Below are 12866 nucleotides of genomic sequence, written 5' to 3'. Positions count from 1 at the left end.
ATATATAAGGGCCGGGGCGATCCATGCCCCGGTGCCTCGGACAAGGATGATAGAGGTGACGACACGCATTGCGGTTTGTCCGGTTCGCCGATCCATGGCGCCCCGGCCCTGCCAAGAGACGCATCGCACCGGACGGAGAGGGTGATGCGCGCACGACTGAAGAACATCCGCTGGGAGGCCGAAGGCATCAACAGCTACATCCTCGAACCCGTCGATGGCGGGCTGATGCCGCCCTTCGATCCGGGCGCGCATATCGACGTCCAGCTTTCCCCCGGTCTGGCGCGCAGCTATTCGCTGGTCAATGACCCCGCCTTTCGCGGCTATTATGAAATCGCCGTCCATCATGCGATCGACGGTCGCGGCGGATCGCGCCACATCCATGAAAAATGGCAGGTCGGCCAGATCCTCGACATATCGGAGCCGAAAAACAATTTTCCGATGGTGGAGGATGCCAGCCACACCGTGATGATCGGTGGCGGGATCGGCATCACACCGATGCTCCCCATGATCGCGCGTCTCGAAAAACTTGGGCGTAGCTGGGAACTCCATTATGTCGCCGCCTCGCCTGAGCGCGCCGCCTATGTCGATCGCCTGTCAGATTATGACCAGGTGGAAATCGCCTATGACGGTATCCCCGGTGGCCGCCGCCTCGACCTCAAAGCCATCTGCGCCGCTGCGCCCGCCGACGCGCATCTCTATTGCTGCGGCCCCGGCGGGATGCTCGATGCCTTCCTCGCCATCAATTGCGACCGGCCCAAGGGGCATGCCCATATCGAATATTTCTCGGCCGAAACCGAAATGGCGACCGAGGGCGGCTACACATTGGAACTGGCCAGGAGCGGCAAGACCATCGCGGTGGAAGAAGGCGAAACGATGCTCGACGCGCTGCTGAGCGCCGGTGTCAATGTCGGCTTCGCCTGTTCCGAAGGGATTTGCGGCACCTGCGAGGTCAAGGTGCTGGACGGCATTCCCGACCATCGCGACCATTTCCTGTCGGACGACGACAAAGCCGCCAACAGGTCGATCATGGTCTGCTGTTCGGGGTCGAAAAGTGCGAACCTCGTCCTCGACATCTGATTGCGACATTCCGGTTTTCCAATGTCACGCCGGCAAATGAATGAAGCGGCCGCAAACGGCCCAGGCTCAAGGAGACGATCTTGGCGGTCGCCACGATAGAAGGCAGCAGCAGCAGTCCGGCGGGATCAGGGGGCATGTTGGATGACATACCCATGTCGTCCTACCAGATTTGGTCCGTGCTGATGATCGCCGCGACTGTCATTCTCGACGGCCTCGACAATCAGATGCTTGGCCTCGCCGCGCCCTCGCTGCTCCAGGAATGGGGCATAGACCGCACGGCATTGGGGTCCGTGTTCGCGCTGGGCTTTGTCGGCATGGCCATCGGCACGCTGACGTCGGGCTGGGTCGGCGATCGCTTCGGGCGGCGCGGCGCGCTGATCATCGGCGTCGCCATCTTCGGCGTTGCGACCCTCCTCACCGGCTTTTCCACGACATTGTGGCAGGTCGCTGCGCTCAAGACGCTGGCGGGCGTGGGCCTTGGCGGCGTCCCCGGCACCGCCAGCGCCATGATCGCCGAGTTCACCCCTGTCCGCTGGCGCAGCGTCGCCGTCACCTTCGGCGTGGTGTGCGTGTCGATCGGCGGGATATTGGGCGGGGTCGCGGCCGCGCTGATCCTGCCGGGCCTTGGCTGGCGCTGGCTCTTCTATATCGGCGGCAGCGTGACGATGATCTTCGTCGCGTGGCTATGGTTCGTCCTGCCCGAATCCCCCCGCTATCTGGCGGAACGGCCCGATCGCGGCGCTGAACTCGACCGCATCCTGCGCCGCATCGGCCACCCTGATCCCGCCTCTGTCGCCCACATCCCCCTCGCCGCCGGGGAAGCGCCCCGCTACGAACCGATGCGCAACCTGTTCGGCCCGGCGCTGTTGCGCGACACGCTGGCGCTGTCGGTCGCGATGTTCTCCGGCATGTTCATGATCTACCTCATGTTCAACTGGGCGCCGACCATGCTGACCAGCGCAGGCTTTGGCCTGCAGACCGCCAGCCTTGGCCTGACCAGCTTCAACATTGGCGGCACCATCGGCGCGATGATCGCGTCGCTGGCGATCATCCGCTTCGGATCGCGTCCGGTGTTGATCCTGATGGCGATCGTGGGGGCGGCCGTCTGCGCCACCCTCGCCCTCCTCCCCATCAGTGGCGCGCGCAACGAAGGGGCCGTCCTAGCCTGCCTCGGCGCGCTCGGCCTGTTCGCCAGTGCAGCCCAGTCGGCCATGTTCGCGGTCGGTGCGCACGCTTTTCCGACCGGACTGCGCGCGCGCGGCCTGGGTCTGATGGGTGCGGCGGGCCGCATCGGCGCTATCGTCAGCGCGGTAGCGGGCGCCGTCCTGATCGATTGGGGCAATCTCGGCTTTTTCGGCGCGCTCGCGGCCTTGATGCTGGTCAACGCCTTGGGCTTCATCGCCGTGCGGGGCCATGTGCCCGCGCTCGGCCGCAAGGACGCAATTCTATGAGCGACAGCTTCGACTATATCGTGATCGGCTCCGGCTCGGCGGGCAGCCTGATGGCCAATCGCCTGTCCGCCGACCCGGCCAACCGCGTCACTCTGATCGAAGCCGGGCCATCCGACAAACAATGGCCGGTGAACCTCAAGACCGCGATGCCGGTCGGCAATATCTTCCTGCTGCCGCACGAAAAATATAACTGGAAACAGGCGCTGACCGGCAACGCCGCCGTCAACAACCGCACGATCAACTTTCCGCGTGGCAAACTATTCGGAGGATGCAGCGCCATCAACGGCGGCGTCTACATTCGCGGGCAACGGGCGGACTATGACGCCTGGGCCGATGCGGGCAATGATGGCTGGGCCTATGACGATGTCCTGCCCGCGTTCAAGGCGGTCGAAAATTACGCCGGTCCCGATACGCCCTGGCACGGCAAGGGCGGCGAACTGGACGTGCAGAAGCCCAAAAGCTGGAACCCCGTCAGCGCCGCAATCGTCGACGCGGCGGAACAAGCCGGGCATCGCCGCAATGATGATTTTGCCAGCGATCGGCAGGACGGCTTTGGCCGTTACGACCTCAACCAACGCAACGGCACCCGCCTGTCGAGCGCCCGCGCCTTCCTCCACCCCGCACTGGATCGCGCCAACCTGACCGTCATGGCGGACACCATGGTCCGCCGCATCCTGTTCGACCGGGGTCGCGCGGTGGGGCTGGAAATAGAGACGAACGGCGCGCGCAGCACCATCGCGGCGCGGCGGGAGATCATCCTGTGCGCGGGTGCGACCAATTCGCCGCAACTGCTGATGCTGTCAGGCATCGGGCCGCAGCATCATCTGCGCGAGATGGGCATCGACCTGGTCCACCATTTGCCCGGCGTCGGCGCGCATTTGCAGGACCATCCCACCGTCCATGTCGCGATGGAGAACCCGTCGGCGGAATCCTATGCCGTATCGGCCAAGGTTCTGCCCCGCATCCTGGCCAGCCCGTTCAAATATCTCTTAAAGCGCGAAGGCATGCTGGCTTCCAATGTCGCGGAGGCCGGCGGTTTCCTTTGCACCGACGGAACGGGTCGCCCGGATATTCAGATCACCTTCCTCGCCGGGCTGAAGCTCGACGCCCGTTCGGTCCCCCGCCGCCACGGCTATATGGGGCTCATTCAGTTGCTGCGTCCCAAAAGCAGCGGGTCGGTTCGCTTGGCCAGCAACCGGCCGGAGGACAAGCCGGTCATCGATCCCAATTTCTTTGCCGATCCCTATGACATGCAGACGCTGATCGCCGGGTTCCGCGCCTGCCGCCATATCTTCGCCCAACCCGCACTCGCCGCCATGACTGGTGCGGAAATCGAGCCAGGCATCAATCATCAAAGCGACGCCGAGATCGACGCCGCCCTGCGCAAGATCGTCAACACTGCCTATCACCCCACCGGCACCTGTAAAATGGGGCCGGACAGCGACCCGATGGCCGTCGTGGACAATCGCTTGCGCGTGCGCGGCGTGTCGGGCCTGCGCGTCGTCGATGCTTCCGTCATGCCGGACATCATCAGCGGCAACACCTCCGCCCCCACCATGATGATCGCTCAGCGCGCAGCGCAGTTCATCCTGCAAGACGCCGTCACATCCAACATCGCCGCCTGAAAGAGCCCTTCATGACCCAGCTTATCATCCCCCCCCGCCCCGCCCTGCTCGACACCCCGCATCAGGACATGCTGATCGGCGGCCAGCGCGTCCCTGCATTGTCGGGGCAGCGGTTCGAGACCCGCAATCCCGCCACTGGCGATCTGTTGGCTACCGTTGCGCAGGGCGGGGCGGAGGATGTCGACCGCGCGGTCAAATCGGCCCGCGCCGCGTTCGAGGGGCCATGGCGGCGCATGAAGCCGGTGGAGCGCCAGCGCATCATGCTGCGCCTCGCCGATCTGGTGGAACAGCATTTCGAGGAACTGGCGATGCTCGACACGCTGGACCTTGGCGCACCCTATAGCCGCACAATCATGGGCAAGGCGCGCGCCGGTGCGCTGCTGCGCTATTATGCGGGGCAGGCAACGCTGATCGCGGGCGATACGATCGACAATAGCGCGATGGGCGACGTCCTCTCCCACACGCTCAAGGAACCGATCGGCGTGGTCGCAGCAATCAACCCATGGAACGGCCCGATCGGCATGTCGGTGTGGAAGGCGGGGCCGGTACTCGCCACCGGCTGCACCCTCGTCATGAAGCCCGCTGAACAGACGCCCCTTTCCGCGCTGCGCTTTGGCGAACTATGCCTGGAAGCGGGCGTACCGGACGGCGTCATCAACATCCTCACTGGCCTTGGCGATGCAGGCGCGGCGCTCTCCAGCCACCCGGACGTCGACAAGATCGCCTTCACCGGCTCCACCGGCGTCGGTGAAAAAATCCTGCACGCCGCCGCCGGAACGATGAAGCGCGTAACGGTGGAACTGGGCGGCAAGTCGCCCAACATCGTCTTTGCCGACGCTGATCTCGACAAGGCCGTCCCTGCCGCCGCCATGGCCGTGTTCGCCAATGCCGGGCAGATTTGCAGCGCGGGCACGCGCCTGTTCGTGCAAAGCTCAATCCACGACGAATTCATGGAGCGCCTCGCCGCCTTCACGAAGACGATCAAGGTCGGCGATCCTCTTGGCCCGACCACCCAGATGGGACCGGTCGTATCCCTGGCCCAGATGGACAAGATCCTCGCCTTCATCGACGGCGCCAACATGCAAGGCGCCCGCCCGCTGACCGGCGGCGGCCGTATGAGCGGCGCGGGCTATGATGCGGGCTATTTTATCGAACCCACCATCTTCACCCATGTCGCCGACGACATGACGATCGCGCGTGAAGAGATTTTCGGCCCGGTCCTGTCCGCCTTTACGTTTGACACGATCGAGGAGGTGCTGACCCGCGCCAACGCCACCGAATTTGGCTTGGGCAGCGGCGTGTGGACCCGCGACCTTGGCACCGCGCACCGCATGGCGCGCGGCATCCGCGCCGGGTCCGTCTGGGTCAATTGCTACCAGATGCTCGACCCCGCCGTCCCCTTCGGCGGCTATCGCATGAGCGGCTTCGGCCGCGAGTCCGGCCCGCACCATATCGAGGATTATTTGGAAACGAAGGCGGTCTGGATCAACCTGGACTGAGGCGCGTATCGTGCAGCAGAACAACAGCAATGGCGTGCATCTGGAGGAGGAGATGATCCTCCAGATGCAAAGGCTGGTGACTGGCCGCACCGACGAAGCGCTTAACGCCCGCTTCGGCATCAGTTACAATACATGGCGCAAATTGCTCGCCGGACAGCCGATCCGCCCTTCGCTTGCTGATCGTCTGAAGGGCCGCATCGCCGCGCTTGAGACCAGCAACCCGCGATAGCCTCACACCCAGCCCGATTCCCGCAAGTCAGGCGGCGCGCCTGCCACCCGCTCCCCCTTGGCCGCCTCGCCCAGCATTTCCAGAAAGCGCCGCTGCGTCGCGGTCGGGCGCCAACTGCGTCGCGTAGTGATCCCCACCACACGCTTGCTGCCTTCCAGCGGCGGCCCGACCTGCGTCAACAGCCCGCTGCGGATCTGCAACGCCACCTGATCGGGCGACAGCAGCGTCAGAAAATCCCCCTCCGTCAACAACCGCCCGATGATCATCACCGACCCGCACTCGACCGGCGTCGCTGGCACCTTGCCTTGCCCGAACAGCTTTTCCCACTGTTCACGCAATGGCGAATTGGCGGGCGCGACGATCCACGGATAGCTCGCCAGCTGCTCCATCGTCGGCTTGTCCACCTTGGCCAGCGGATGCTGGCTCCCCGCTGCGATCACCAGCCGATCCTCCGACAAGGGCAATTGGTACAGATCGGCAATCTCGAACGGCCGCAGCGCGCCGACCACCATGTCGATCACCCCGTCGCGCAGCGGCTCCACCAGTTCGCGCCAGCTTCCCTCCAGCACCTTGAACGCCGCGCGCGGATCGCTCCGCGCCATCCGCGCCATCGCGGCGGGCACCAGATAAGGCCGCGCCAATGGCAGCGCCCCGAACGCGATCAGCTCGCTCCCGCTCCCGCTATCGCGCCCGATGTCCGCCAGCGCCGCGACGATCTCCGCCACCGCCAGCCTTGTGCCCCGCGCCAGCCTTTTCCCCGCCGGATTGAGCCACACCGCCCGCCCCCGCCGCTCGACCAGCTTCCCGCCGATCATCTGCTCCAGGTCGCCGACCGCGCGATGCACCGCCGTCTGCGACAGGGTACTGCCATGCGCCGCCGCCGCGAAACTCCCCGCCTCTGCCAACGCCAGAAAGGCGCGCAGCTGCGTCATCGTCATTAGCCGCTCAGGATAGTGGAACACGCCCGACAAGCCCTTGGCCGCCTGCGACAGATGATCGAGCGCCGCGCGCGCCCGCTCGATCACGATCTCGCCCATGGGCGTCGGCACCATGCCGCCCGACCGCCGCTCGAAAAAGGTGTAGCCGAATTGCCGTTCCAGCTTGGCCAGCCCCTGCGTCAGCGCCGGTTGCGACAGGCTGACCACATCGGCGGCGGCGGTGATGCTGCCATGTTCGCGGATCGCCAGCAGCGCGCGCAGGTGGCGCAGATTAAGGTCGAACGGATCGGTCGCCATGCCGCTTACTCTTGTTACCCTCCACCCGCACGCTGTGGCGTCATCGGGCGACGTCAGCCTTACCGGACAACTGCCCCAAAGGACAGCGGCCCCTTGCCCCAATAGGCAGAAATTGTAATGGACTGACCATTACCGCAATGGTAGGACCATTAGCGAGAGGCGCGCACGGCCGCGGCCACGGATTCGGATAAGAAGGAGGCACAAGATGGACTTTGAACTGCCCGACGACATCAAGGAATTTTGCGACGTCACCCGCGCCATCGTGCGCGACCTGCTCCCTTATGAAGCGGAATTTCAGGCCACCGGCAAAGTCCCGCCGATCGTGCGACAAACGCTGGTCGACAATGGCTATTTCGGCCTGTCTTTGCCGGAAGAATATGGCGGCCTGGGCCTTGGCGCACTCGCGCAGGCGGCGGTGCAGATCGAACTCGCCCGCCTTCCTCCCCAATTCTGGACCGAATTGCGCCCGCTAATGGGTCCGGGCGCGCGCAACATCGTCTATCATGCCTCGGAAGCACAAAAGCAGCAGCTGATCCCCGGCATGGTGTCGGGCGAAATCCCGATCGCCTTTGCCCTCACCGAACCCAATAGCGGGTCCGATCCGGGCTCGATGCGCACCACCGCCACCCGCAACGCCGACGGCTGGGTCATCAACGGTTCCAAAACCTATATTTCCAACGGCAAGAACGCCAAATATGTGATCGTCTATGCCTATACCGACAAGGCCGCCGGGCCACGCGGCGGCATTTCCGCCTTCCTGATGCCCGCCGACACGCCCGGCTTTGCTGTCACCGGCACGATCGAACTGATGGGCACCGCGACGCCCGGCGTCTATGAACTGACCTTCGACGAATGCCAGTTGCCCGCCGACGCCCTGCTCGGCGAAGAAGGGCGCGGCTTCCACTATGCGCTCGAAGGCTTGAACGAGGGCCGCATGAATGTCGGCGCGACCGCCGTCGGCATGGGCGAATACGCGCTGGAACTGGCGATCGAGGAATCGAAACAGCGCCCCGCCTTTGGCGGCGTCATCTCGGACTTCCAAGCGATCCGCCACTATATCGCCACCATGGCCACCGACATGCGCGCTGCCCGCTTGATCCTGCTCGACGCCTGCTGGCGCTATGACCAGGGCGAAAAGAAACGCGAACTCGCCTCCATGGCCAAGCTCTTCTGCACCGAAGCGGGCAGCCGCACGGTCGACACCGCGGTCCAGATTTTCGGTGGATCAGGCTATTGCCGGGGCTTTGCGATCGAGCGGCTCTATCGCGACATTCGGATTACGCGGATTTACGAGGGATCGTCGGAGATTCAGAAGAACACGATCGCACGGGAGTTGTTGCGATAAAAGGGGGCGGGCGAGATGCGTGCACGCATCCCGCCCCCTCATCTCTATCAAATATATTGCGCCGGGACGTAATTCCCGAACAGTTCCGCCATCGTTCCAACGCCGGGCAAGGAGACAGGCGATGCGCGTGATGGTGCTGGTGAACGCGACCGAAGACAGCGATAAAGGCTATCAGCCCTCGCCCGAAACGAACGCGATAGGCCGCTTCAACAACGCCTTGCGCGATGTCGGCATGTTGGTGATAGCCGACGGCCTGACCCCTTGCTCACCGGGCAAGCGCGTCGCCTTTAACGGCACCGACCGCTCTGCCATCGACCGCCCCTTCCCCCACCCCCGCGAGTTGCTTACGGGTTTATGGATATGCGAGGTCAAGGACATGGACGAGGCTGTTGCCTGGGTGAAATCCTGCCACATCGCATCCCGGGACCAAGCGAGATCGAAATCCAGCCCTTTCACGGCCTGGAATGGGGGTGTTACAGCAGGTCGCCCTGCGCCCGTAGCGCGGCGAGCGCAGCCTCGTCCACGCCCAGCCCGCCCAATATCTCCGCGCCCTCTTCACCCAGTCGCGCGACATAATTGCGCGCCTCGACCCGCGATCCGCTCATGCGGAACGGCGGATTGGGCACCTTGAAGCTCCCGGCCCCGTCGCTGATTTCGGCAAAGGCGCCCCGCGACTCTAGTTGCGGATCGTCCAGCAATTCGTCGATCTCGCGATAACGCCCGCATGGTACGCCAAAGCACGACAGTATCGCTTCGGTCTCCTCCGCGCTGCGCTCCAGCGTCCACTCTTCGGTCAGCCCCAGCAACGTCGCCCAATTGGCGTTGCGATCGGCATTGGTCAGGAAGCGAGGATCGTCGCGCCATTCGGGATGGCCGACCGCTTCTGTCAATTGCTCGAAATTGCGCGGGCTGGTCGGCGCGACCATGATGAAACCGTCGTTAGTCTTGAGCGGGGTGTAGAGCGGGCGACGGGCGTCGCCGGGGAACTGCGCCTCCTGCGTCTCGAAGACCAGCATCCCCACCATCGCCTCCAGCATCGACAGGTCGATATGCTGGCCCGCGCCCGTCTTTTCGCGCTGATACAGCGCCGCCTGGATCGCGCCGAAGGCATGGGTGCCGCCCAGCACGTCAGCGATGAAGACGCCGCTGGTCGCGGGCCGGTCCGCGCCGTCCTGATAGCGCAGATTGACCATGTCGAACCCGCTGGCCGCATGGATCACCGGCGCATAGGCCGGGGACAGCGCCTTCGGCCCGGTCTGGCCATAGCCGGAGATCGAGCAGTAAATGAGCCGCGGATTGGCCTTATGCAGCGCGGCGAAATCCAGCCCGAACCGCGCCATGACGCCGGGCCGAAAATTCTCCACCATTATGTCGCAGGTCCCGATCAACTGCTTGATGAGCGCGACGATCTCCGGCGATTTGAGGTTGCAGGCAATGCTCTGTTTGCCTGCATTGAGATTGCCGAAATAGGCGCTGAAGCCCTCTCGTTGCGGCGGGCGCGCGCGCACCTGGTCACCTTCCAGCGACTCCACCTTGATGACTTCGGCCCCCAAGTCGGCCATCATCCGCGTCGCGAACGGCCCAGCCATGACGCTGGTGAAATCCAGCACCCGCACGCCATCCAGCGCGCCCTCCGTCGCCGCCCCGCTCTCTTCCGCCATAGCCTCAACCACCCGTCGAACCAATTATCCAATGGTCCTACCTATTACATGGCTGTCATGGGGCGTCAATCGCATGCAACTGTCTAACTCGCTGTTTCAAACGCTTCCAATCAGCGGGTCGCTCAGCCCCTAGCCGCCGCCTTGCTGTTCTTGCGGACATGGCGATGCACCCGTTCCAGATGCTTGCGCATCTCCGCCACCGCCGCCTTGCTGTCTCTCGCTCGCAATTGCCGCACCAGCCGGAAACGGGATTCGATCAATGACTGCTGCAACGTCTCATAATCCGGTCCCTGCACGAATTCATGCAGGATCGTCGACAGGGAATCGACGAAGATGCCGAAGATGCGGTTCTTGGTCGCCCGCGCCAGTACGCCATAATATTCCGCCGCGCATTGGTATCGCGCCTCGACGCTCGTTTCCCGCTTGGTCCGCTCGGCGATCGCCTCCAGGTCGGCCAGGTCCGTCTCAGTCGCCCGCTCACACGCCAACTGCACGATGATGTCCTGCAAAGCCAACCGCGCCTCGGTCAGTTCGCCCAGCGAAATGTCGCCCAGATGCACATAATCCTGCATCGCCTGCACAATCCGGTCCGGCTCAGCCGTTTGCACAAACGCCCCGCCTTTCGCCCCCTTCACATTGCGGATGATCCCCGCAACCTCCAGACTGCGCAGCGCCTCTCGCAACGCGCTGCGACTGACCTGGAATTCGACCGCCAATTCCCGTTCGGCAGGCAGTTTATCCCCCGCCTTGAGCGTGCCCGCCGCCAATTGCTCACGGATCTGTTCACAGATCACCTCGAACGCGCGGCGCGTCTTGATAGGGGCGAAACTGGGTTTGGGGGATGGGGACGATGCCATAGAGTGCGCTCCGATAGGAATGCGCAAATTTATAACGGACACCGAGAAAGGCGCAATGGCCGGACCGAAGGGGATTGACAGACGCCTTTCATTCCTTAATGGTCCGACCATTATGGAAATGGAGCAAGCCATGAAGATCCTTGTGCCCGTGAAGCGGGTCATTGATTATAATGTGAAGCCGCGCGTGAAGGCGGACGGTACGGGCGTCGATCTGGCGAACGTCAAGATGAGCATGAACCCGTTTGACGAGATCGCGGTCGAAGAAGCCATCCGCCTGAAGGAAAAGGGCGTGGCGACCGAAGTGATCGCCGTGTCCATCGGCGTCGCCAAGGCGCAGGAAACGCTGCGGACATCGCTCGCCATGGGTGCCGACCGCGCGATCCTGATCCAGACCGATGAAGAGGTCGAACCGCTGGCCGTGGCCAAGCTGCTCGCCAAGGTGCAGGAAGAGGAAGGCGCTGGCCTGATCATCCTGGGCAAGCAGGCGATCGACGATGACAGCAACCAGACCGGCCAGATGCTGGCGGCGCTGCTGAACCTGCCGCAGGGCACGTTTGCGTCGAAGGTCGAGGTCGAAGGCGACAGCGTGTCGGTGACGCGCGAAGTCGATGGCGGGCTGGAGACGGTGAAGCTGTCGACCCCGGCGATCATCACCACCGACCTGCGCTTGAACGAGCCGCGCTATGCGTCGTTGCCCAACATCATGAAGGCGAAATCCAAGCCGCTCGCGCAGAAGACGCCCGCCGACTATGGCGTGGATATCGGCGCACGGCTGGAGACGCTGAAGGTGGTTGAACCACCCAAGCGCACCGCTGGTGTCAAGGTTGCCGATGTCGATGAACTGGTTGCCAAACTCAAGGCCATGGGAGTTGCCGCATGAAGACGCTTGTATGGGTTGAACATGAGGGCGGCGACGTCAAGGACGCGACCCTCTCCGCCATCACCGCGGCGGCCAAGCTGGGCGAAGTGCATCTGCTGGTGGCAGGCGAGGGCGTCGATGGCGTTGCCGCCGCCGCTGCGCAGATTGCCGGTGTGGGCAAGGTGCATGTCGCTGACGATGCGGCCTATGCCCATGCGCTCGCCGAGAATATCGCGCCGCTGGTCGTCGAACTGATGGGGCATCATGACGCTTTCATCGCGCCCGCCACTAGCAACGGCAAGAATATCGCGCCGCGCGTCGCAGCTCTGCTCGACGTGATGCAGATCAGCGATATCCTGTCGGTCGAGGGCGAAGACACGTTCACTCGGCCGATTTATGCGGGCAATGCAATTGCTACGGTCAAGAGCAAGGACGCCAAGAAGGTCATCACCGTTCGCGGTACGGCTTTTGAGAAGGCGGCTCGCGAGGGCGGCTCGGGGACGGTGGAAGCGGTGGCTTCGACCGGGGACAAGGGGCTGTCGTCCTTTGTCGGGGCGGAGATCGCCAAGCTGGAACGGCCGGAGCTGACCAGCGCCAAGATCATCGTGTCAGGTGGTCGGGCGCTCAAGGATGGGCCGACGTTCGAGGAGGTCATCTATCCGCTCGCCGACAAGCTCGGCGCTGCGGTCGGGGCGAGCCGGGCGGCGGTCGATGCGGGCTATGTGCCCAACGACTATCAGGTCGGACAGACCGGCAAGATCGTCGCGCCGGAAGTCTATGTTGCGGTCGGCATTTCCGGGGCGATCCAGCATTTGGCGGGGATGAAGGACAGCAAGACCATCATCGCCATCAACAAGGATGAGGATGCGCCGATCTTCCAGGTGGCGGATATCGGTCTGGTGGGTGATCTGTTCAAGATCGTGCCGGAGCTGACCAGCAAATTGTGAGGGCTGGGAAAGACAAAAAAAAGGGCGCGGGCCATATGGTCTGCTCTCCAACGTGACGGTAATGCTGCCGCCCTTGGCCAT

11 protein-coding genes and 1 pseudogene are annotated in these 12866 nt (G+C 63.8%); 9 read left to right on the top strand and 3 right to left on the bottom strand.

Annotated features, from left to right (window positions below; genetic code table 11):
• Nucleotides 1-144: 144 nt before the first annotated feature.
• From CEQ44_RS02265 to CEQ44_RS02245, 5 genes are all read left to right on the top strand, one after another.
• Complete coding sequence (locus CEQ44_RS02265; RefSeq protein WP_088181893.1) at nt 145-1077, top strand: PDR/VanB family oxidoreductase; 933 nt, start codon at nt 145-147, stop codon at nt 1075-1077.
• 80 nt (nt 1078-1157) lie between these two features.
• The gene (locus CEQ44_RS02260) at nt 1158-2528 is read left to right on the top strand and encodes an MFS transporter (protein ID WP_254913623.1); all 1371 of its coding nucleotides are present in this window, start codon (nt 1158-1160) and stop codon (nt 2526-2528) included.
• Nucleotides 2525-4153, top strand: coding sequence for a GMC family oxidoreductase (locus CEQ44_RS02255; protein WP_088189851.1), 1629 nt, complete (start codon nt 2525-2527; stop codon nt 4151-4153). Before CEQ44_RS02260 ends, CEQ44_RS02255 begins: the two co-directional genes overlap by 4 nt.
• An 11-nt stretch (nt 4154-4164) precedes the next feature.
• Entirely contained in the window at nt 4165-5652 is a 1488-nt protein-coding gene (locus CEQ44_RS02250) for an aldehyde dehydrogenase (RefSeq protein WP_088189850.1), read from the top strand.
• Nucleotides 5653-5662: 10 nt separating this feature from the next.
• A complete protein-coding gene (locus CEQ44_RS02245) occupies nt 5663-5881 on the top strand; it encodes a hypothetical protein (RefSeq protein WP_088181897.1) in 219 nt (72 codons plus the stop codon).
• A gap of 2 nt (nt 5882-5883) precedes the next feature.
• On the opposite strand, the gene CEQ44_RS02240 is transcribed toward CEQ44_RS02245, so the two are convergent.
• Nucleotides 5884-7116, bottom strand: a complete 1233-nt coding sequence (locus CEQ44_RS02240; protein WP_088181898.1) for a LysR family transcriptional regulator — start codon at nt 7114-7116, stop codon at nt 5884-5886.
• Nucleotides 7117-7321: 205 nt separating this feature from the next.
• On the opposite strand from CEQ44_RS02240, the gene CEQ44_RS02235 reads away from it, so the two are divergent.
• Together CEQ44_RS02235 and CEQ44_RS02230 are read left to right on the top strand one after the other, a co-directional pair.
• Nucleotides 7322-8461 (top strand): acyl-CoA dehydrogenase family protein, encoded by a 1140-nt coding sequence (locus tag CEQ44_RS02235; RefSeq protein WP_088181899.1) that lies wholly within the window; start codon nt 7322-7324, stop codon nt 8459-8461.
• Between the two features lie 121 nt (nt 8462-8582).
• A pseudogene (locus tag CEQ44_RS02230) lies at nt 8583-8813 on the top strand (YciI family protein); the annotation flags it as partial.
• Nucleotides 8814-8934: 121 nt separating this feature from the next.
• Here the strand turns inward: CEQ44_RS02230 and CEQ44_RS02225 are convergent.
• Nucleotides 8935-10134 carry a CaiB/BaiF CoA-transferase family protein gene (locus CEQ44_RS02225; RefSeq protein ID WP_256960012.1) on the bottom strand — a complete coding sequence of 400 codons (1200 nt, stop codon included), beginning with the start codon at nt 10132-10134 and terminating at the stop codon, nt 8935-8937.
• A 110-nt stretch (nt 10135-10244) separates the two neighbouring features.
• Nucleotides 10245-10979 (bottom strand): FadR/GntR family transcriptional regulator, encoded by a 735-nt coding sequence (locus CEQ44_RS02220; RefSeq protein WP_088181901.1) that lies wholly within the window; start codon nt 10977-10979, stop codon nt 10245-10247.
• 130 nt (nt 10980-11109) lie between these two features.
• Between CEQ44_RS02220 and CEQ44_RS02215 the strand changes: the two genes are divergently transcribed.
• Together CEQ44_RS02215 and CEQ44_RS02210 are read left to right on the top strand one after the other, a co-directional pair.
• Nucleotides 11110-11859 (top strand): electron transfer flavoprotein subunit beta/FixA family protein, encoded by a 750-nt coding sequence (locus tag CEQ44_RS02215; protein ID WP_069064938.1) that lies wholly within the window; start codon nt 11110-11112, stop codon nt 11857-11859.
• Entirely contained in the window at nt 11856-12785 is a 930-nt protein-coding gene (locus CEQ44_RS02210; protein WP_088181902.1) for an electron transfer flavoprotein subunit alpha/FixB family protein, read from the top strand. Before CEQ44_RS02215 ends, CEQ44_RS02210 begins: the two co-directional genes overlap by 4 nt.
• Nucleotides 12786-12866 lie beyond the last annotated feature (81 nt).

The organism is Sphingobium sp. Z007 (assembly GCF_900013425.1).
Lineage (GTDB): Bacteria > Pseudomonadota > Alphaproteobacteria > Sphingomonadales > Sphingomonadaceae > Sphingobium.
The sequence above is the reverse complement of the archived record's forward strand: the minus strand, read 5'-3'. Positions and strand labels throughout refer to the sequence as shown.

What these genes read in the sequence shown, in the direction of transcription:
- CEQ44_RS02250 (WP_088189850.1), top strand. Translation starts at nt 4,165, where the DNA reads ATGACCCAGCTTATCATCCCCCCCCGCCCCGCCCTGCTCGACACCCCG.
- CEQ44_RS02220 (WP_088181901.1), bottom strand. Translation starts at nt 10,979, where the DNA reads ATGGCATCGTCCCCATCCCCCAAACCCAGTTTCGCCCCTATCAAGACG.
- CEQ44_RS02265 (WP_088181893.1), top strand. Translation starts at nt 145, where the DNA reads ATGCGCGCACGACTGAAGAACATCCGCTGGGAGGCCGAAGGCATCAAC.
- CEQ44_RS02210 (WP_088181902.1), top strand. Translation starts at nt 11,856, where the DNA reads ATGAAGACGCTTGTATGGGTTGAACATGAGGGCGGCGACGTCAAGGAC.
- CEQ44_RS02235 (WP_088181899.1), top strand. Translation starts at nt 7,322, where the DNA reads ATGGACTTTGAACTGCCCGACGACATCAAGGAATTTTGCGACGTCACC.
- CEQ44_RS02215 (WP_069064938.1), top strand. Translation starts at nt 11,110, where the DNA reads ATGAAGATCCTTGTGCCCGTGAAGCGGGTCATTGATTATAATGTGAAG.
- CEQ44_RS02255 (WP_088189851.1), top strand. Translation starts at nt 2,525, where the DNA reads ATGAGCGACAGCTTCGACTATATCGTGATCGGCTCCGGCTCGGCGGGC.
- CEQ44_RS02240 (WP_088181898.1), bottom strand. Translation starts at nt 7,116, where the DNA reads ATGGCGACCGATCCGTTCGACCTTAATCTGCGCCACCTGCGCGCGCTG.